Here is a 19,132-nt window from a genome sequence, read left to right on the forward strand (position 1 = left end):
TCCTCCCGAAGAAAGTGTGTTCAGGCGCGCTGCGGCAGAAGCGGATAACCCGCCATCACGGCGCGGCCGGCCAGCGCCGCAAGCACGGCCTTCAGCGCATCGCCCGGAATGAAGGCGAGCGAACCCATGAAGGCCTTTTCGAAACCAAGACCGACGACCAGCGCCAGATAGGTGATGCCGAAAGCATAAAGCACGATCACGCCGCCGATCAGGCTGGCGATGAAAAAGCCGATGCCCTGTGTAAGGGCAGACTGGCTGCGATTGACGAGTTTTTCCGAGAGCGTGCCGGTGACGAAAACCGCCGCGATCCAGCCGATCAGGAAGCCCGTCGTCGGCGTGGTGAAGATGGAAAGGCCGCCGCGTCCGCCCGAAAGCACCGGCAGGCCGATGGCGGCAATCAGGATTGTCAGGAGAACCGCGAGCGTACCGCGCTTTGCGCCGAGGACGACGCCTGCCAGCATGACGCCGAGCGACTGCGCGGTGATCGGCACCGGAATGAAACCGAGCGTGATCGGCGGCAGAAGCCCGAGTGCGATGATGATGGCGGAAAACAGCGAAATCAGCACAAGGTCGCGGGTCGTCATGACGCTCAAAACTCCGGATGGTTATCTGGCCGCAAGCTTTGGCCTCTGAAACCGCGCGCGTCAATGGCGTCGGCGATGGCATCGGCATCCTTCAACGTCATAATGACGAGCGGCACGATGATGGTGGCCATGCGCACCGGCAGGCCGCGCGCCCGGTGCGCATCGCGCACCGCATGGTAGCGGTTGACGATCTCAGGCACGAACCGCACCACCAGACCGACGGCAAGTCCGATATCGGCGGCCTTGACCAGCCCCAGCCGTTCCAGGGGGGCCGCGGCACGCGTAATCTCGTCCATGAATTGCGAAATGCTGACGGTGATGGTGACGGCGGTGGCAAGCAGCGCCAGCGCCGTCAGCCGCAGAAGATTGACACTCGCATCATGGGCTGGAAGCAGGAGATAGCTGAAACCGGCGACGAGGAAGATGGTCAGCATCACCGGCCGCAGCCGAAGGCCGATCTCGTGGAAGGGCAGGCGTGTCTCTCGCAGGATGGCGGCGGCGAGAACCACGGCGCATCCCAGAAGCGGCAGATCGCGGGTGAGGAACAGCGCGATGCTGAAGCCCATAAGCGTCAGGAGCTTGACGCGCGGCGAGACGCGGTAGAGCCAGCCGGTGCCTTCGACGTGCAGCGATTTCATCGCGATGCCACCTCCAGATAATGCGCAACCGCCTCTTCGGGGCCGGCATCGGCAACCAGCGCGCCTTCATGGAAAACCAGCACGCGGTCGAAGCCTGCAACCAGCGACAGGTCATGGGTGATGACAACAAGCGCCTGCGACAGCGCTGCCATGGTTTTTTCAACGATAGTACGGTTTTTCAGATCGAGCTGGTTGGTCGGTTCATCGAGAATGAGGATTTGCGGATCGGTGACCAGAAGGGCGGCGAGCGCTGCAAGCTGCAGTTCTCCGCCGGAAAGCTCATGCGCACGCCGCTCTTCCAGATGGGGAATGCCGAGCCGCGCAAGAACGGCCTTCACCCGGTTCTCGGTTTCCGCCCTGCCGATGCCGAGCCGCTTGAGGCCGAAGGCGACATCGTCGCGCACGATCGGCAGGATGATCTGGTTCTGCGGATTCTGGAAGATGAAGCCGACCGTCTGCAAGACCGCTTTGGCGTCGCTCACGGTGTCGAGACCGTTCACCGAAACCTTGCCCGCACTCGGCTTGTTCAGCCCGTTGATCAGCCGGGCAAAGGTGGTCTTGCCGGAACCATTGAGGCCGATCACGCCGATGCGCCGTTCCGTCAATGTCACAGACAGCGGCTGCAGGGCCTGCCGGCCCTCGAAAGCGACACCGGCGGCATCGAAACGGATTTCCAAGCTTGCATCCTCGCGCTCGTTTTCCGGTTCTATACCCCGTCATCAACAGAAGTGAAACAAGGAACAAAAAAAGAACATTGCAATCCTGAGAAAGCCGTCATACCTTTTGCGCCATGACGATCAAGGTTTCGAACGAAGCGGCAAGGCGGATTTTTCTGGCGCGGCAGGGGCTTTGCTCCCCGCCCGGCAAGGCGCTTTCCAAGGATGGCCTGCTGCAGCTCATCACCGATATCGGTTTTGTGCAGGTGGACAGCATCGGCACCGTGGAGCGCGCCCACCACCAGATTATCTTCTCACGCAACCAGACCTACAGGCGTGACCATCTGACCACGCTGCTGGAAAAGGACCGCGCGCTTTTCGAGCACTGGACGCATGACGCTTCCATCGTACCGACGGAGTTTTACCCCTATTGGAAACACCGCTTCCGCCGCCGCGAGCCGATCATTCAGGAGCGCTGGCGCAAATGGCATGGAGAGGGCTTCGATGCCGCTTTCGGCGAAACGCTGGAGCGCATCGCCGCCACCGGCCCGGTTCTGGCGCGGGAGCTGAAGGAGGAGGGGCATCAGTCCGGCGGCTGGTGGAACTGGCATCCCTCCAAGACGGCGCTCGAATATTTATGGCACACCGGCAAGCTCGCCATATCCGGCCGCGTGAATTTCCAGAAGGTCTATGATCTCGCCGAGCGTGTCATTCCCGGCGAGCACCACGAAACCGAGGTGGAGCACGCCGAATTTGTCGACTGGGCCTGCCGCGAAGCGCTGAAGCGGCTGGGTTTCGCCACCCATGGCGAAATCGCCGCCTTTTTCGATCTCGTCACCCCGCAGGAGGCGAGGGACTGGGTCAAGAGCCATCGCGATGAACTCTGCGAGGTTTCGCTTCTCTCCAGCGACGGAGACACCGCCCGCCCGTCTTTTGCCTTTGCCGATTTCACCGCCGACCTGACGGATGTACCGGAACCCTCCGCCCGCGTCCGTGTCCTCAGCCCCTTCGATCCGCTGTTGCGCGACCGAAACCGCACGGAACGGCTGTTCGGCTTTTATTACCGCATCGAGGTCTTCGTGCCCGAGCCGAAACGGCAATATGGCTATTATGTCTTCCCGCTTCTGGAGGGCGACCGGATGATCGGCCGCATCGACATGAAGGCGGATCGCAAGCGCGGCACGCTGGATGTGCGCCGCCTGTGGCTGGAGCCTGGCGTGCGCGCCTCAGCAGGACGGCTTGAAAAGCTCGACGCGGAACTATCGCGGCTTGCGAAGTTTACCGGGGTTGAGAGCGTGAATTATCTGGAGGGCTGGCGGGAGGACAAATGAAGGTGTCTTTTCGCGGTGCCTGAATGTAGTGGCGAGCGCCGCCACACTCGACGTCATCCTCGCCCTTGAGGCGAGGATCCACAAGCCGCGGAGACAATGGCTTCCGGGATCATGACTTCACGTGTCCGGAACATCTCAAGCGTGTCACGTCGGGAACTGCGGGATGGATCCTCGGCACAAAGCCGAGGATGACGCCGAACGGGCGAAGAGCGCGCCAAGCCGAAGCGCTCTCGCGAAGCCCCTAAATCACCCGATATCCGTCGCCGAAATTTTGATGCCAAAGCCTTCCAGGCCGACATAATGACGCTCGCGTGTCGTCATCAGCTTGATCGAGCTGATGCCGAGGTCTTTGAGGATCTGCGCACCGAGACCGATTTCCAGCCATTCGTTTTCACGTGAGCGGGCCTGCGCATGCGCCTCGTCGGGATCACGCGCCTTGCGACGGCCGGCCACCTGGCCGACGCCGACGGAGCCCTCACGCAGATAGACGATGACGCCGCGGCCTTCCTCGGCAATCTTCTGCATATAGTGCTGCACCGGCTGGCGGTCGCCGAACACGTCGTCGGCGACATTTTCCGGGTGCAGGCGAACGGGAATGTCGACACCGTCTCTGATATCGCCGAAAATCACCGCCATATGCTGCATCCGGTCCCAGGGCAGGGAATAGGTTTGCGCCTTGGCCGGTCCGAACGGCGTTTCGATGGTGAAGGAGGATTCCATCTCCACCAGCGTTTCCTTGCGCTGGCGATAGGCGATGAGGTCGGCGACGGAAACCTGCTTCAGCTTGTGTTTTTCCGCAAAGGCGGTGACCTGCGGTCCGCGCGTCACGGTGCCGTCATCATTGACGAGTTCGCAGATGACACCGATGGGCGGCAGGCCCGCAAGCTTGCAGAGATCGACCGCCGCTTCGGTATGGCCGGAGCGCATCAGGACGCCACCTTCACGGGCAATCAGCGGGAAGATGTGGCCCGGCCGGGTAAAATCGGCAGCCCCGACATTGGGATTGGCGAGATTGCGCACGGTTAGCGTCCGGTCATCGGCGGAAATGCCCGTCGTGGTGCCGTGCTTGAAATCGACGCTGACGGTGAAGGCCGTCGTGTGCGCGCTATCATTTTCCGCCACCATGGCGTTGAGGTTCAGCCGCTTGGCTTCTTCGCGCGGCATGGGCGCGCAGACGATGCCGGAGGTGTGGCGCACGATGAAAGCCATCTTTTCCGCCGTGCAATGCACCGCCGAAATGATCAGATCGCCTTCATTCTCTCGGTCGTCATCATCGGTCACGACGACGATTTCGCCTGCTTCGAAAGCGCGAATGGCGTCGACAACGCGTTTTTGGTCATAGGCCATGGCGGTCCCCCTTATTTCAGCCGGCCGGTCTGGCCGCGGTCTCGCAGATAATGGTCGGCAACGGTGCAGGCGATCATCGCTTCGCCGATCGGCACGGCGCGGATGCCGACGCAGGGGTCATGGCGCCCCTTGGTGCGCACATCGACATTATTGCCGTCGGTATCGATGGACAGGCGCTCCGTCAGAATGGAGGAGGTGGGCTTGATGGCGAAGCGCGCGATGACAGGTTCACCGGTCGCGATGCCGCCCAGAATGCCGCCGGCATGGTTGGAGAGGAAGATCGGCTTGCCGTCATTGCCCATGCGCATCTCATCGGCATTTTCCTCGCCGGAAAGCTCGGCGGAGGCGAAACCTTCGCCGATCTCCACACCCTTGACGGCGTTGATCGACATCAGGTTTGAGGCGATATCCTGGTCGAGTTTGGCATAAATGGGGGCGCCAATACCGGCCGGAACACCCTCCGCCACCACTTCGATAACGGCGCCGATGGAGGAGCCGGCCTTGCGGATACCGTCAAGATATTCTTCCCATACTGGCACCATGGCCGCATCCGGGCAGAAGAACGGGTTCTGGTCGACCTGATCCCAATCCCAGTTGTCGCGGTTGATCTTGTGCTTGCCGATCTGCACCAGCGCGCCACGCACATTGAGGCTCGGCACCACCTTGCGGGCGATCGCACCGGCGGCGACACGCGCCGCCGTCTCGCGTGCCGAGGAACGTCCGCCGCCGCGATAGTCGCGAATGCCGTATTTCAGATCATAGGTGAAATCCGCATGGCCGGGGCGGAAACGTTTGGCGATCTCGCCGTAATCCTTGGAACGCTGGTCGGTATTTTCGATCAGCATGGAGATCGGCGTGCCGGTGGTTATCATCGTCTCGCCGTCCTCATCCAGCATCACGCCGGAGAGAACCTTGACGATGTCATCTTCGCGCCGCTGGGTCACGAAGCGGCTCTGGCCGGGTTTGCGCTTGTCCATCCAGTGCTGCACCTCGGCAAGGGTGAAGCGGATGCCGGGCGGGCAGCCATCCACCACGCAGCCAAGTGCCGGCCCATGGCTTTCTCCCCAGGTGGTAACACGGAAAAGATGACCGAAACTGTTATGCGACATAGTTCTCAAAACCGGAAAACAGGGCGCCTGTGGACAGCGCCGTTTGAAACAAGCGGATTTGTCTTAGTGGAAAATCCGGGCAAGGCAAAAGCCTTTCTTTCACGGCAAGCCCGATAAGGAGGTGACGCACCGTCCACAGCGGCGCGGCCGGGGCCGGAACGGCGTGTTTCATCAATAAATGGATCGTATCGCCTGATTGATTCGCGGGAAGACGAGGTTTTTCCGGGATGACGAAAATGTAAAAGCGCCGTCGTTTTCCACGCTAATCCCGAGTTTTCCAATATTGCCGGGAAATGCGGTGTAAAAATCACTAACGGCTTGAACGCGATCCCAAATCCGTTCATCAATTGGGCCGAAAATGTCATGGTTGCGGGCAATTTCCGCCACATTCGAAAGGCAATTCTTCATGCATGTAAGGTTTTCACGCAAATCCACGAAAGCTAGATCGATGCGTATGATGATTGCCGCCCTTCTGGCCGCCACCAACCTTTTGATGCCCATCAACAGCTTCGCGCAGAGCGTCGATGTGGAAGGCACGATCAGCAAGATCGATGCGAATGGGCTGAGCATTACGCTCAACGACGGCAAGACCTATCGCGTACCGGAAGAGTTCAATTTCGAAGGTCTGAAAGCGGGCGTGAAGGTCGTGGTTTTCTACACGGAAGTGGATGGCAAACGCGTGGTCGACGATCTTCAGGTCGTTGAGTAAGGCTGCGGTTGCGGCTTTGCCTGTGACGGGGCGAACCTCTGTAAACTTGTTCGGGAAGCACCAACATTTCCGTCATGCCGGACTTGATCCGGCATCCAGCCGACGCGTGTCTGCGCGGCGGGATGAATCTTTTCAGCCCAAGGACTTGGGCTGGCTGGATTCCGGCTCAGGGCCGGAATGACGGGAGAGGGGGTGACCCATGCCCCTCACGAAATCCACTCCGCACTGTTCCTGTTGATCTCGACCTTCAAAATCCGGTCCTGCGGAATCTGCGTTCGCGACGCCTCATCCTTGTCCATGCCTGATACCAGCCGGAAGATCGAGCGGATCACGCCGCCATGGCAGACGCAGATCGTCGGAACCTCAACGGAGGAAAGCCATGCGCCGATGCGCCAGGAGAGGATTTCGTAACTTTCGGCATCCTGGCCGGGGGGAATGAAATCCCACTTGTTGGCCTTGCGCGCCTTCACCCGGTCCGGGAATTCTTTTTTCAGCTCCGGCAGGGTCTGTCCCTCCCAGTCGCCGAAGGAAACTTCGATCAGGCGATCGTCGGTGCGATAGGCGAGCGGATCGAGGCCCATCGCCGCGCGCATCAGTTCCATGGTTTCGCGTGTGCGCCCGAGCGGGCTTGCCACATAATCGAAGTCCGTGGCCTGTTCTCCCAGCAGATGCGCAAGGAGTTTGCCGTTACCGACCGCCTGCTGGCGGCCGAAATCGTTGAGCGGAATGTCTTTCTGGCCCTGAAGCCGGCGTATCGCATTCCAGTCCGTTTGTCCGTGCCGGATCACATAGACGAGCAAGGCGATACCCCGTTTTCAAACTTCGCAGGCTTAGTCCTTCACCACCGAAATGTCAGGCGCATCCACGGCCTTCATGCCGATGGTGTGGTAACCGGAATCGACATGGTGGATTTCGCCGGTCACGCCGGTGGAAAGGTCGGACAGCAGGTAAAGCGCCGACTTGCCGACTTCCTCGATGGAAACGGTGCGCTTCAGCGGCGCATTATATTCGTTCCACTTCAGAATATAACGGAAGTCGCCGATGCCGGAAGCCGCAAGCGTCTTGATCGGGCCGGCGGAAACGGCGTTGACGCGGATGCCGCGGTTGCCGAGGTCGACGGCGAGATAACGCACGCTGGCCTCGAGAGCAGCCTTGGCCACGCCCATCACGTTGTAATTCGGCATGACCTTCTCGGCGCCGTAATAGGTCAGCGTGATGATCGAGCCGCCGTCATTCATGATCGGTTCCGCGCGCTTGGCCACAGCCGCCAGCGAGAAGACGGAAATGTCCATGGTGCGGTTGAAGTTGTCGCGGCTGGTGTCGAGGTAACGGCCGGTCAGCTCATCCTTGTCGGAAAAGGCGATGGCGTGCACGACGAAGTCGATCTTGCCCCAGTGCTTTTCCAGCCCGGCAAAAACCGCATCGATCGTCTCGAGATCGGTCACGTCACAGTGCCCGGCCATGAAGGCGCCAAGTTCCTGCGCCAGCGGCTCGACGCGCTTCTTCAATGCGTCGCCCTGCCAGGTGAGTGCGATTTCCGCGCCTGCGTCTGCGCAAGCCTTGGCAATGCCCCAAGCGATGGAACGATTATTGGCGACACCCATGATGAGGCCGCGTTTGCCAGCCATAAGACCGGATGCCTGAGCCATTTTGTGCTCCCTAATACTTTTGATCGGTCCTGCCTATGGCATAGGCTGCAATCCTGTTCAAGATTGCCAAAGATCATCAACTGTTAGGGAACGTAACAAAGGGTGCGTTGTCCCGGCTATTCGCAAAACTTTCACAAATAAAGGCCTTCGCGCATGTGCCGCATCAGGTCGGTCACTTTCTCATCCGGCTTTTCGAGCAGGACGATGCGCAATTCGATGACGAGATCGCCCTGTCCACCCTTGCCGTCGGCAAGGCCCTTGCCGGCGAGGCGCAGCACGCGGTCCGAACCGGACCAGGCAGGAATGGTGATGTTTTCCTCGCCGAGCGGAGTCGCGACTTTCGTTTCACAACCCAGAACCGCGTCGCTGAGCGATATCGGCAGCGTTGTGTGAATATCGAAACCACGAAGGGAAAACGCGTCCTCACGTGCGGTCAGCAATGTCACGGCAAGGTCGCCGCGGGCCGTGTTGGGAAGCTTCAGCCCCTGTCCCTTCAGCCGCACCACATGCCCGTCCGTCATGCCGGCTTCGAGCTGGAAGCGAACGTCGCGTTCGTCGGCAAGCGGCACGGTAATCCACCTGTGCTCCAGCAGATCGGCGACCGTGACGGTGGCTTCCGCGGTAATATCAGGCGCCTTTTCGGGGGCCGGCTGCGGGGTGCGGAACCGGCGCACGAGAGCATTGAAGAGATTGACGGCAAGTGAGGCGGGCGCGGTCCGGTCATCGCCAGCGCCGGGCGTGGTCTCGCCGGCCGCAGGCATATCGCCTTTTGCGGCGCTCGCGGCAGCCTTTGCCGCTTCCGCAGCCTGCTGCACCTTGGGATCGTTCTGCGCCTCGGCGCCAAAAATCCGCTCGACGATGTCTTCGGCGGTTTCCGCCTTGCCGTCGGTTTTCTGGCCGGTCTGCGCCCGGTTGCGGGCATCGGCGCGGGCCAGTTCTTCCATCAGCTTTTCGGCCGCCTTGGCGCGCTCTGCGGCCTCGCGCGCGGCTTCCCGCTGCTGCATGATGGTTTCGCCGCGCTGCTTCTTTTCGGCGGCCCTGCGGGCCTGATCGTAGAGATCGCGCTTTTTGGGATCTTTGAGGAGATCATAGGCCTGGCCGATCTCGGCGAATCGCGCCGAGGCATCGGGATCGTCGCGATTGGCGTCCGGATGGACGGTTTTCGCCTTCGTGCGCCAGGCGGCCTTGATTTCCTCGTGGCGGGCGTCACGTTTTACGCCGAGGATCGAATATGGATCGCGCATGCGAAACACCAGTTACGTTGGCTCAGGCGCTGCCGCCCTTCATGGCGCAATCCTGAAACTAACCCCTCCGAAAAGGGCTGCCCGCGATCATTCGCCTGCACGCCCTCGGTTTAATCAACGTCGACTGTTGCAATAAGTTGCTAATCACTCCTTTACGGAGGAAGCGCGCCGCACGCAGGCCGGCTCTATTCCCTGTGGCAGGGTAAACAGATTATTTCTGTTCGAAGCGGGTCAGCAGCCATTCGCCGGTTTCCGACAGGCAGGCCTGTCCGGCATAGCTCGCAACACCCTCGAAGGAGTGACGCGTCGTTTTGAAAGCGCGGCAGACGAAACCGCTCGATTTGTCTTCGTGAATGGCGGTGACGACACCGGCGCTGCCGGTGGCCGCATTGGCCCAGGGCAGCGGCTGGTCGGCGAGCTTGGCGAGATCGGCCGAGGTTACCGCATTGCGGATCGTCGCATCGTCCGTCTGCGGCGCATTGTTCGGCTGGTTGGGAACGGAGGCCGTGGAAAGCGAGCGGTCGACCTTGTCGCCGCCGAACAGATCGAGGCTGACGCAGCCGCTCAGCACCACGAGCATTGACACGACAGCGGAAACTTCCGCTACCGACGAAAGGAGGCCCTTTGTTCGACTGTTCGACTTTGCTATGACGGTCACCATCTTTCACCAGAGATCATCTCTGGGGTCCAAATCAGCTCGGGAGCATTTTAGTCAATATGTCGGAAACGGGGTTAACATCCAGTGACTTCACGGAAGAAAATGAACCGTTCACGCTTTTTGCCGAATGGCTGAAGGACGCAACGGCTTCCGAAATCAACGATCCGAACGCGGTTGCGCTTGCCACCGTGGACGAAAATGGCCTGCCGAATGTGCGCATGGTGCTGCTGAAAGGCGTCGACGATCGCGGCTTTGTTTTCTACACGAATTTTGAAAGCCAGAAGGGACAGGAGATCCTTGGCCAGAAAAAAGCGGCCATGTGTTTCCACTGGAAAAGTCTCCGCCGGCAGGTGCGCCTGCGCGGCGAGGTGGAGATCGTGAGCGACGAGGAAGCGGATGCCTATTACGCCTCGCGCCCGCGCGGCAGCCGCATCGGCGCCTGGGCTTCCAAGCAGTCTCGGCCGCTGGAGGGCCGTTTCGCGCTGGAGAAGGCGGTCGCCGAATATACCGCCAGATATGCCATCGGCGAGATTCCGCGCCCGTCCCATTGGTCCGGTTTCCGCATTCGTCCGCTCAGCATCGAATTCTGGCACGACCGCAAGTTCCGCCTGCACGACCGCATCGAATTCCGTCGCGAGACGCCTGACGGTGCATGGTCCAAGGTCCGCATGTATCCGTAATCGCCTTCGGGGCAGGCCATCGCGGCCTGCCTATTTCAGCAGCGAATCAAACAGCGGCAGGCCGATGATCGCGGAAATGGCGATCAGCCCATAGCAGATGCGCCGGAACGACGCTTCGTCCGCAAGCCCGTGCAGTCGCGCGCCGGCATAAAGACCCGCGCCGTAAAAAGGCAATGCCAGCAGGAAAAACACGAAGACATCGACGGTAAACAGGCCACTGACGAAATAGCTGGCGATGGAAAACACCGTCGAAACCGCGAAATAAAGAATGACATTGGCGTGCACGAAAGCGCCTTTCAGCGCTCCGCCCAGCCAATAGGCGACGACGGGCGGACCGCCCAGTTGCGCAGCGCCCGAAAACAGCCCGGCCAGAAGTCCGGTAAAGAGGGTGAGCGGCGTTTTCGGCCGGCCGCTGTAACGCCAGCCGGACACCAGAAATAAGAGCAGCACCACGACCACGCCGGAGATGAGCCAGCGTAGGGTCAAGGGATCCCCCTTTGAAAGCAGCAGGGTGCCGACCGGTATGCCGACAAAGGCGCCTGCCGCCATGATGAAGACCTCGCGCCGGTCCGCCATGCGAAAGGCGGGCGGTATCATGCCGAGCGTCAGGACGCCGTCCACCACCAGCAGTACCGCCGAGGCGACGCGCGGCCCGACGATGGCGCTGGCAAGCGGGATGAAAATCAGCGCTGCGCCGAAGCCGGAAAAGCCGCGGGCGAGACCGGCGAGAAACGCCGCACCCGCAAACATCGCCAGCAGCGTCGGACTATGGGCGGTGATGAGGGATGAGAAAAAATCGAGGTGGGACATGGGCGATGGCACGGTTGTTCGAATATCTTTTTTCTATCTCGCTTGCACGCACAGGTCGCGGAAATTTCCGTTCATGGCTGCATGACGCCCTGACGGGTCGACGCCGTCAAAGAATCGTGATTAGAGTTGTAGCGCATGAACAAAGGATGAACAAATGTTTGCTGACATGATGCCTCGGTTTGAAGAGGCCTCGCAAAAATATGCCGCTGAAAACGGAATATTCCGCGACCCGGACTGGTACATGCTGAAGCTTCAGGAAGAGGTTGGCGAGGTCACACAGGCCTGGAACCGGCTGACAGGACGGGGGCGCATTAAGGGCAGGAGCAAAGAGGAGATGAAGCGGGATCTGGCCGACGAAACCGCCGATCTCCTCGGCCATGTGCTGTTGCTGGCCCATTATAACGGTCTCGATATTGAAGGAGCGATCGAGCGTAAGTGGCGTTTCAGGCCAGGGGCCTGACGAACCGTCGAACGGCGGCTTGATCCTTGCGGTATCGCGCCTCTAGTGGGGTGCGACTAGGAGAAGGCGATGATAAAGAACAGGATCGCAAGAGCGGCAGCCACAGGCGTCATCACCAGCCGCTCGGGGCGGCTTTTCGACATTGCGTTCAATCCAACGCTCACCGCGAGATAACAGGCGATGATCCAGATGCCGGGTTCGATCCAGCCGGATGGCAAGACGTCGACATAGCCCGTCTTTTGCAGCGGAAAGGACGCGAAAAAGGCATAAATGAGCGGCGAAGCCGCGCTGGCAATTCTTTGTCGGACAGGCAATATCCGGTGCGTGCCGCCCCAGGCAAGGCGTCCGAAAGGCGCGCCGGCTGCAAGCGCAATCTGGAATAAGGACAGAATCAGCAGGATCAGCGTCGCGAGCGACAGGGCAACAGGCGGCATGATCACCCCGGTTATGGATGCGCCGACAAAGGCGCTCGGCCAATAGCGGCGTTTGAGCCTGCATGCGCCTCATCATGACGCCAAATGGCTAAGGACATGTGACGGCTCCGCGCTTTCAGCCCGCTCTTCATCTCGCTCAGGCCCGTGCCTTTTGCAGAAGGCTTGCCACGGCGTGAAGGTCGCTCGAAACGGCTATGCACTTCTCCCGCATTTCCTCGGTCGGCGGCGCGACATCGGGCACCATGATCGTCAACATGCCCGCCGATGTGGCTGAGCGTACGCCTGAATAGGAATCCTCCAGCGCAAGGCAGCGGCCCGGATCGAGCGAAAGACGCCGGGCTGCGGTCAGATAGGGCATGGGCGCGGGTTTGGGTTCGGTATAGTCGCCGCGTGCGACGACGGTATCGAAACGTCTGAGAAGATCGTGGGGGCCGAGATGGCGCGTCACCGAATCGTGCCGCGACGAGGTGGCGATGGCGCGGCGGATATCGAGCCGGTCGAGAAGATCGAGAATGTCGATGACGCCCGGTTTCAGCGCCACGCCATCAGCCATCATCACACCAAGGTGCCGGAGCCAGGCGTCGCGGAAGCTGTCGATCGGAAAATCCGCGCCATAATCGGCAAAGATGGTGCCGGTAATGACATCCCACGGGCTGCCGCACACCTTCTGGTAGGTTTCGACCTTCATGCCATGGCCGCCTTCATCCGAGGCCGCCAGAAATGAATCGCGATAAAGCCTCTCGCTCTCGATCAGCAATCCGTCCATGTCGAACACCACGGCCTGCGGAAGAAAGGGCAACATGGCTTAACCGAACCGGAAAGGGCGTTCGCCGAGGCTCTCGAAAGGGCGGATCAGGTAACCATCGGGATCGGCGACGATGAATTGCCGGTTGCCCACTTCGACCGTGCCGCGCCTGTACCATTTTTCCTCCAGCGGCATCACGAGGTCGATCGAGGATCGCTCCAGCCGGAAAAGAATGGGTTGCAGGGAGGGAACGGCGAGCTGCAGGTTCATGCCGCGGCCGAGCGGAAATTCAAGCGCGGCATTATCCGTCACGAATGTCCGGGTTGCGCCGATCTGGTCGATCATCAGCTGGGCATCCCCCAGCGCCAGATAGGTAAAGCCCTCTTCGGGGCGCTCATAGACCACATGAAAACCGATCAGGTCGCAATAAAAGGCGCGGCTTTTCTGCCAGTCGCTGACGGCGATTTCAGGAACGAGGGCATTTCGTATGATGGTCATGGTCTCCTTTGCCGCGCAGGCCCGGGATGGGAGATGGCCTGCGGCACGGGCTGATCTTACCGTCTTCCCGGCTGCACGCCAGAGGAAACCTCATCATGGCAGCCATGTGTGAGGCTGCGGGCTGAGATTGTCGCGGCAGGCTCAGCCTCCGGTGTCCCGCAATTTTCCTCCAGTCATTCCTGTGCCGTCACAGGAATCCAGCCAACCCACGTTCCTGGGCGTGAGATTTACGCCTTCGTACCGCCGACGGTGATCTGATCCATGCGCAGATGCGGCTGGCCGACGCCGACAGGCACCCATTGTCCGGCCTTGCCGCAATTGCCGATGCCGGTGTCGAGTTTGGAATCATTGCCGATCATCGAAACACGCTTCATCGCGTCCGGTCCGTTGCCGATCAGCATCGCGCCCTTCACCGGCGCGCCGATCCTGCCGTTCTCGATGAGATAGGCCTCGGTGCAGCCGAACACGAATTTGCCCGAGGTGATGTCCACCTGACCGCCGCCGAAGGAAACGGCATAGATACCCTTTTTGACCGAGGCTATGATCTCTTCCGGCGTCTTGTCGCCTGATAGCATGTAGGTATTGGTCATGCGCGGCATCGGCACATAGGCATAACCCTGCCGGCGGCCGTTGCCGGTGGGCGTCGCACCCATGAGCCGGGCGTTCTGCCGGTCCTGCATGTAGCCGACCAGCCTGCCGTTCTCGATCAGCACATTATATCCCGATGGGGTGCCTTCGTCATCGATCGTCAACGAGCCGCGGCGGCTGTCGATGGTGCCGTCATCCACCACGGTCACACCGGGGGCGGCGACCATTTCGCCCATCAGGTCGGCAAAGGCGGAGGTCTTCTTGCGGTTGAAGTCGCCCTCGAGGCCATGGCCCACCGCCTCATGCAGCATCACGCCCGGCCAGCCGGAGCCAAGCACCACATCCATGGTGCCAGCCGGCGCATCGATGGCGGTGAGATTGACGAGCGCCTGACGCAGCGCCTCATCCGCACCGCGCTGCCAGTTTTCCGTGGTGATGAAATCGCCGAAGCCGACACGGCCGCCAATGCCGTAGGAGCCGCTTTCCTGCCGGTCGCCTTCGCCCGCCACAACGGAGATGTTGATGCGGGTCATCGGCCTGATATCGCTGACGCGATGTCCGTCGGCGCGCAGGATGTCCACCACCTGCCAGCTCGCGGAAATCGTCGCCGTCACCTGCCGGACATTCGGGTCCTTGTCGCGCAGATAGGCGTCGATATCGGTGAGAAGTTTCACCTTCTCCTCGAAACTCGGGCTGCCGATCGGGTTCTCGTCGCCATAGAGCTTCTTGTTGGTGCGATGCGGTGCTGCGGCATAAGAACCGGAATAACCTCTGGTAACCGCACCCACCGCATCCGAAGCGCGTTTCAGTGCGCTTTGCGAAAGCTCGCCCGCATGGGCATAGCCCACCGTTTCACCGGCAACGGCGCGCAGGCCAAAACCCTGATCGGTGTTAAAGGAGCCGCCCTTCAGCCGGCCATTGTCGAAGGTCAGCGATTCGGCCTGGGCATGTTCGATGAAGAGTTCGCCATCGTCAGCGCCGGCGAGCGCCTCGCCGACGAGCTTGCGCAATTGCGTTTCGTCGCAATCGAAGAGTTTTACAAGATCGTCGGTCATGGGAGGCTCCAGTCATTATCGTTCATGACCGATTTAGGCACTGGAGCCGACGGACGCAAGGCTGTCCCGTAATGTCAGGCTTCAGGGAAGCGCGTCGTAGCCCTCGGCAAAGCCGGAAAGCTCGATCGGAATACCCACGCGATCCTGATCAACGGCTTCGCGCAGCGCAAAAACCGCATTCTTGCCGGCGCGCAGAACCTTCAAGAGCTCGTCGTCAATATCCACTTCCACGTAGCAGCCTTCGGAGAAGCAGCGGGTGAAATAGGCGCGGCCGATATTATTATTGTCGATATAGAGCTCCATGCCATCCTTCAAAAGCACGCCGAGCGGCGCGAGGATGCGCAGGATGCGCGACTTGCGGTCGGCGGTTTTCAGCACCACCACCGAAAGGCCGACTTCCGGGCGGTCATCGGCAATCACGTTCTGCATGAGGGCGCATTGTTCTTCGGATGCACCCGCCGGCTTGTCGCAGATGACAGACCATGCGCCATGCGTCGACTTCGGCGTGCCGGGCGGCTGCTGTTGCGCCAGCGCTGCGGCAGCGGGGGCGATGATGGCAAGACCGGCGGCGGCAAGAAAAGTGCGCGCGAGCGGGGAAAGACGCATGGATACCTCTGGGATTCGAATCAGTGCGGCTATTTTGACGCCATAATCCGGAAAAAAAAGCCTCAGGGCTTCAATTCCAGCGGAGTTGGGCGGAAATAGGACCTGACCGCCTGTATGGGCGTCTGATTTGCCCGGCACGTCATTCGTTATCCGGCGGTGGAACCGACTGGAAGTCGGGGCTTTGTCGCATTTGGGCTGTTCGAAATCGCGTTCGGCGGGGCGGCTCAGACACAGGGTGCGGGAAAGTCGCCTGTGGATTGACCAATGGCAAAATTGGGGCATATCCGTGTCCCGACGCATATTGCGGCAGAGGACAAACTGTGGTTTGAAGTTAGTACCATTAGCATGGATTCTGCGTCTGTGATTGATCTAGATCAGACGCGTGAGGGAGAGGGTACCGTGAGGAATAGGATTTACGCAGCACTGGCGGGGATGACCTGTCTGCTCACGGCTGTCGGCGCCCACGCCGATCAGCCGGTGCATTGGCAAATGGGCATGCAGGAGGCCGCCACGCCGATCATGCACGAAATACGCTGGTTTGAACAATATACACTGTGGTTCATTGTTCCGGTTACGCTTTTCGTTCTTGCGCTGCTCATCATCGTTGCCTTGAAATTCCGCGCCGCGAAAAATCCGGTGGCTTCCAAGACCAGCCATAACACGGCGATCGAGGTTGTCTGGACGCTGGCGCCGGTTCTCATTCTCCTGTTCCTCGCTTTCCCCTCGTTCAATCTTCTGAACGCGCAGCTGACGCAGCCGGAAAACCCGGACCTGACGCTGAAGGCGACCGCCACGCAATGGCTGTGGAGCTATGAATATGCCGCCGCAGAGGGCGCCGAGCCGCTCTCCTTCGACAGCTATCTGCTGAAAGAGCAGGATCGCGCTGCTGCGGGCAAGGAGGACAAGGCCCGCTATCCGCGTCTTCTTGCGGTAGACAATGAAATGGTCGTTCCTGTCGGCAAGACCGTTCGCCTTCTGGTGACGGCGGCTCCGACGGATGTCATCCACGCCTTCGCCATGCCTGCTTTCGGCGTCAAGATCGACGCCGTTCCGGGCCGCCTCAACGAAACATGGTTCAAGCCGGAGAAGGAAGGCCTCTATTATGGCCAATGTTCCGAGCTTTGCGGCAAGGACCACGCCTTCATGCCGATCGCCATTCGGGTGGTTTCCGAACAGCAGTACAACGCCTGGCACGCCGCCGCCGCTTCAGACCTGAACGGCGCGAACCGGGCGCTGATGGCCTCCGTCGACGGCGCTCTGCGCACCGTTGACGTTGCCGCCAACGAAGCCAACTGAGACCTGGAGTGACGACAATGGCTGGACCTTCCGCACACGACGATCATCACTCGCATGGTCAATCCGCACATGACGATCATTCGCATGATGCGCATCATTCCCATACGCCGGGCTTTTTCGCCCGCTGGTTCCTGTCCACCAACCATAAGGACATCGGCACGCTCTACCTGATCTTCGCCATCATGGCGGGTATCATCGGCGGCGGTCTGTCGGTCGTCATGCGCATGGAGCTGCAGGAGCCGGGCATTCAGATCTTCCACGGTCTGGCCTCCATGGTTTACGGCTTCGAGGGCGACGCTGCCATCGACGGCGGCAAGCACATGTTCAACGTGTTCACGACAGCGCACGCGCTCATCATGATCTTCTTCATGGTCATGCCGGCGATGATCGGCGGTTTCGCCAACTGGATGATCCCGATCATGATCGGCGCTCCTGACATGGCTTTCCCGCGCCTCAACAATATTTCCTTCTGGCTGATCGTCCCGGCCTTCATCCTGCTGCTCCTGTCGCTCTTCGTCGAAGGCCCGGCGGGCGCTTATGGTGTCGGCGGCGGCTGGACCATGTATCCGCCGCTATCGACCAGCGGCATGCCCGGACCGGCGGTGGATCTTGCGATCTTCTCGCTGCACGTTGCCGGCGCATCCTCGATCCTCGGCGCGATCAACTTCATCACCACCATCCTGAACATGCGCGCTCCGGGCATGACGCTGCACAAGATGCCGCTGTTTGCCTGGTCGGTTCTGGTCACCGCATTCCTGCTGCTGCTTTCCCTGCCGGTTCTGGCGGGCGGCATCACCATGCTTCTGACCGATCGCAACTTCGGCACGGCATTCTTCTCGCCGGAAGGCGGCGGTGATCCGATCCTCTACCAGCACCTGTTCTGGTTCTTCGGTCACCCGGAAGTGTACATCCTGATCCTGCCCGGCTTCGGCATCATCAGCCACATCGTGTCCACCTTCTCCAAGAAGCCAGTCTTCGGTTACCTCGGCATGGCTTACGCCATGGTCGCCATCGGCGCCGTCGGCTTCATCGTCTGGGCCCACCACATGTATACGGTCGGCCTGTCGCTCGAAGCGCAGCGTTATTTCGTCTTCGCCACCATGGTCATCGCGGTGCCGACGGGTATCAAGATCTTCTCGTGGATCGCGACCATGTGGGGCGGTTCGCTGACCTTCTCGACCCCGATGGTCTGGGCGATCGGCTTCATCTTCCTGTTCACCGTCGGTGGCGTCACCGGCGTGCAGCTCGCCAATGCCGGTCTCGACCGTTCGCTGCACGACACCTATTACGTCGTCGCCCACTTCCACTACGTGCTGTCGCTCGGTGCGGTCTTCGCGATCTTCGCCGGCTGGTATTACTGGTTCCCGAAGATCACCGGCTACATGTACAGCGAGTTCATCGGCAAGCTGCATTTCTGGGTCATGTTCGTCGGCGTGAACCTGATCTTCTTCCCGCAGCACTTCCTTGGTCTCGCTGGCATGCCGCGCCGCTACATCGATTATCCCGATGCCTATGCCGGCTGGAACCTGGTGTCTTCTTACGGTTCCTATATCTCGGCCGTTGCCGTGGGTATCTTCCTCTTCGGCGTCTGGGAAGCCTTCGCCAAGAAGCGGATCGCCGGCAACAATCCCTGGGGTGAGGGTGCGACCACGCTCGAATGGCAGCTGTCTTCGCCGCCGCCTTACCACCAGTGGGAACAGCTGCCGCGCATTCGCTGATGCGCGGCCCCGGAAGGCGCGGGCAGGACTCGCAAATTCCGGACGCTCAAAAACAAGGGACGGTACGGCCTTGGTCAGCGCCGTTTCCTTGAGGCGGGAATGCCCGTTGCCGCGTGACATTTTGTCCAAGCGAAGCATATCGTCCGACATGATATATGCCCCGGACGTGATAAATGCCAAGTCTGGCCTTTATGAATGAGCAGCGCAGACGAATGGCGGGATGGGCGCGGTCACAGGGCCGGGCAAATGGTATCGGTTCTTCCGGATGCCGCCCATGCCGGAACGTTCGGACCAATGAATTGACGCATCGCGCATGC

General features: G+C 60.5%; 22 protein-coding genes. 6 read left to right on the forward strand and 16 right to left on the reverse strand.

Annotated features, from left to right (window positions below; translation table 11 throughout):
- Positions 1 to 20: 20 nt before the first annotated feature.
- The 3 genes from QRN60_RS03150 to QRN60_RS03160 are packed head-to-tail and all read right to left on the reverse strand — an operon-like array spanning position 21 to position 1,899.
- The gene (locus tag QRN60_RS03150; RefSeq protein ID WP_003503057.1) at positions 21 to 584 is read right to left on the reverse strand and encodes a biotin transporter BioY; all 564 of its coding nucleotides are present in this window, start codon (positions 582 to 584) and stop codon (positions 21 to 23) included.
- 5 nt (positions 585 to 589) lie between these two features.
- A complete protein-coding gene (locus tag QRN60_RS03155; RefSeq protein ID WP_080864302.1) occupies positions 590 to 1,222 on the reverse strand; it encodes an energy-coupling factor transporter transmembrane component T family protein in 633 nt (210 codons plus the stop codon).
- Positions 1,219 to 1,899: an energy-coupling factor ABC transporter ATP-binding protein gene (locus tag QRN60_RS03160; RefSeq protein WP_080865927.1), complete on the reverse strand. Its 681-nt coding sequence runs from the start codon at positions 1,897 to 1,899 to the stop codon at positions 1,219 to 1,221. The genes QRN60_RS03155 and QRN60_RS03160 overlap by 4 nt, the downstream gene beginning before the upstream one ends.
- A gap of 113 nt (positions 1,900 to 2,012) precedes the next feature.
- Between QRN60_RS03160 and QRN60_RS03165 the strand changes: the two genes are divergently transcribed.
- Positions 2,013 to 3,209: a winged helix-turn-helix domain-containing protein gene (locus QRN60_RS03165; protein WP_060722987.1), complete on the forward strand. Its 1,197-nt coding sequence runs from the start codon at positions 2,013 to 2,015 to the stop codon at positions 3,207 to 3,209.
- Positions 3,210 to 3,455: 246 nt separating this feature from the next.
- On the opposite strand, the gene ribB is transcribed toward QRN60_RS03165, so the two are convergent.
- The 3 genes from ribB to QRN60_RS03180 are packed head-to-tail and all read right to left on the reverse strand — an operon-like array spanning position 3,456 to position 6,030.
- Positions 3,456 to 4,556, reverse strand: a complete 1,101-nt coding sequence (gene ribB, locus QRN60_RS03170; RefSeq protein WP_065694894.1) for a 3,4-dihydroxy-2-butanone-4-phosphate synthase — start codon at positions 4,554 to 4,556, stop codon at positions 3,456 to 3,458.
- An 11-nt stretch (positions 4,557 to 4,567) separates the two neighbouring features.
- On the reverse strand, positions 4,568 to 5,665 hold the full coding sequence (gene aroC, locus QRN60_RS03175) for a chorismate synthase (protein ID WP_080864301.1): 1,098 nt from the start codon (positions 5,663 to 5,665) through the stop codon (positions 4,568 to 4,570).
- 5 nt (positions 5,666 to 5,670) lie between these two features.
- Positions 5,671 to 6,030 carry a hypothetical protein gene (locus tag QRN60_RS03180; RefSeq protein ID WP_162266764.1) on the reverse strand — a complete coding sequence of 120 codons (360 nt, stop codon included), beginning with the start codon at positions 6,028 to 6,030 and terminating at the stop codon, positions 5,671 to 5,673.
- 83 nt (positions 6,031 to 6,113) lie between these two features.
- Here QRN60_RS03180 and QRN60_RS03185 point away from each other — a divergent pair, with 83 nt between their 5' ends.
- Positions 6,114 to 6,374 carry a DUF1344 domain-containing protein gene (locus QRN60_RS03185; RefSeq protein WP_003509170.1) on the forward strand — a complete coding sequence of 87 codons (261 nt, stop codon included), beginning with the start codon at positions 6,114 to 6,116 and terminating at the stop codon, positions 6,372 to 6,374.
- A gap of 206 nt (positions 6,375 to 6,580) precedes the next feature.
- On the opposite strand, the gene QRN60_RS03190 is transcribed toward QRN60_RS03185, so the two are convergent.
- From QRN60_RS03190 to QRN60_RS03205, 4 genes are all read right to left on the reverse strand, one after another.
- Complete coding sequence (locus QRN60_RS03190) at positions 6,581 to 7,174, reverse strand: histidine phosphatase family protein (protein WP_060722990.1); 594 nt, start codon at positions 7,172 to 7,174, stop codon at positions 6,581 to 6,583.
- A gap of 30 nt (positions 7,175 to 7,204) precedes the next feature.
- The gene (gene fabI, locus QRN60_RS03195; RefSeq protein ID WP_003509163.1) at positions 7,205 to 8,023 is read right to left on the reverse strand and encodes an enoyl-ACP reductase FabI; all 819 of its coding nucleotides are present in this window, start codon (positions 8,021 to 8,023) and stop codon (positions 7,205 to 7,207) included.
- A gap of 131 nt (positions 8,024 to 8,154) precedes the next feature.
- A complete protein-coding gene (locus QRN60_RS03200; RefSeq protein WP_129564575.1) occupies positions 8,155 to 9,267 on the reverse strand; it encodes a DnaJ C-terminal domain-containing protein in 1,113 nt (370 codons plus the stop codon).
- 211 nt (positions 9,268 to 9,478) lie between these two features.
- The gene (locus tag QRN60_RS03205) at positions 9,479 to 9,928 is read right to left on the reverse strand and encodes an RT0821/Lpp0805 family surface protein (protein WP_035213424.1); all 450 of its coding nucleotides are present in this window, start codon (positions 9,926 to 9,928) and stop codon (positions 9,479 to 9,481) included.
- A gap of 56 nt (positions 9,929 to 9,984) precedes the next feature.
- Between QRN60_RS03205 and pdxH the strand changes: the two genes are divergently transcribed.
- On the forward strand, positions 9,985 to 10,605 hold the full coding sequence (gene pdxH / locus QRN60_RS03210; protein ID WP_107675191.1) for a pyridoxamine 5'-phosphate oxidase: 621 nt from the start codon (positions 9,985 to 9,987) through the stop codon (positions 10,603 to 10,605).
- Positions 10,606 to 10,635: 30 nt separating this feature from the next.
- Here the strand turns inward: pdxH and QRN60_RS03215 are convergent, their stop codons facing one another.
- Positions 10,636 to 11,415, reverse strand: coding sequence for a sulfite exporter TauE/SafE family protein (locus QRN60_RS03215; protein ID WP_165000560.1), 780 nt, complete (start codon positions 11,413 to 11,415; stop codon positions 10,636 to 10,638).
- Positions 11,416 to 11,569: 154 nt separating this feature from the next.
- Here QRN60_RS03215 and QRN60_RS03220 point away from each other — a divergent pair, with 154 nt between their 5' ends.
- Positions 11,570 to 11,875, forward strand: a complete 306-nt coding sequence (locus QRN60_RS03220) for a pyrophosphohydrolase domain-containing protein (protein WP_060722994.1) — start codon at positions 11,570 to 11,572, stop codon at positions 11,873 to 11,875.
- A gap of 56 nt (positions 11,876 to 11,931) precedes the next feature.
- On the opposite strand, the gene QRN60_RS03225 is transcribed toward QRN60_RS03220, so the two are convergent.
- The 5 genes from QRN60_RS03225 to QRN60_RS03245 form a co-directional block, all read right to left on the reverse strand.
- Positions 11,932 to 12,309: a hypothetical protein gene (locus QRN60_RS03225; RefSeq protein ID WP_060722995.1), complete on the reverse strand. Its 378-nt coding sequence runs from the start codon at positions 12,307 to 12,309 to the stop codon at positions 11,932 to 11,934.
- Between the two features lie 136 nt (positions 12,310 to 12,445).
- The gene (locus QRN60_RS03230) at positions 12,446 to 13,111 is read right to left on the reverse strand and encodes an HAD family hydrolase (protein ID WP_060722996.1); all 666 of its coding nucleotides are present in this window, start codon (positions 13,109 to 13,111) and stop codon (positions 12,446 to 12,448) included.
- Between the two features lie 3 nt (positions 13,112 to 13,114).
- On the reverse strand, positions 13,115 to 13,552 hold the full coding sequence (locus tag QRN60_RS03235; protein WP_060726084.1) for a bleomycin resistance protein: 438 nt from the start codon (positions 13,550 to 13,552) through the stop codon (positions 13,115 to 13,117).
- Between the two features lie 227 nt (positions 13,553 to 13,779).
- Positions 13,780 to 15,195 (reverse strand): metalloprotease TldD, encoded by a 1,416-nt coding sequence (gene tldD / locus QRN60_RS03240; RefSeq protein WP_129564574.1) that lies wholly within the window; start codon positions 15,193 to 15,195, stop codon positions 13,780 to 13,782.
- Between the two features lie 81 nt (positions 15,196 to 15,276).
- Positions 15,277 to 15,801, reverse strand: coding sequence for an invasion associated locus B family protein (locus tag QRN60_RS03245; protein ID WP_003521101.1), 525 nt, complete (start codon positions 15,799 to 15,801; stop codon positions 15,277 to 15,279).
- Positions 15,802 to 16,233: 432 nt separating this feature from the next.
- On the opposite strand from QRN60_RS03245, the gene coxB reads away from it, so the two are divergent.
- Together coxB and ctaD are read left to right on the forward strand one after the other, a co-directional pair.
- Entirely contained in the window at positions 16,234 to 17,097 is an 864-nt protein-coding gene (coxB, locus tag QRN60_RS03250; RefSeq protein ID WP_236773485.1) for a cytochrome c oxidase subunit II, read from the forward strand.
- Between the two features lie 17 nt (positions 17,098 to 17,114).
- The gene (gene ctaD / locus QRN60_RS03255) at positions 17,115 to 18,815 is read left to right on the forward strand and encodes a cytochrome c oxidase subunit I (RefSeq protein WP_003509141.1); all 1,701 of its coding nucleotides are present in this window, start codon (positions 17,115 to 17,117) and stop codon (positions 18,813 to 18,815) included.
- Positions 18,816 to 19,132: the final 317 nt, after the last annotated feature.

It is taken from the genome of Agrobacterium sp. CFBP2214, assembly GCF_030209895.1.
In the GTDB taxonomy this organism is placed as follows: Bacteria; Pseudomonadota; Alphaproteobacteria; order Rhizobiales; family Rhizobiaceae; genus Agrobacterium; species Agrobacterium radiobacter.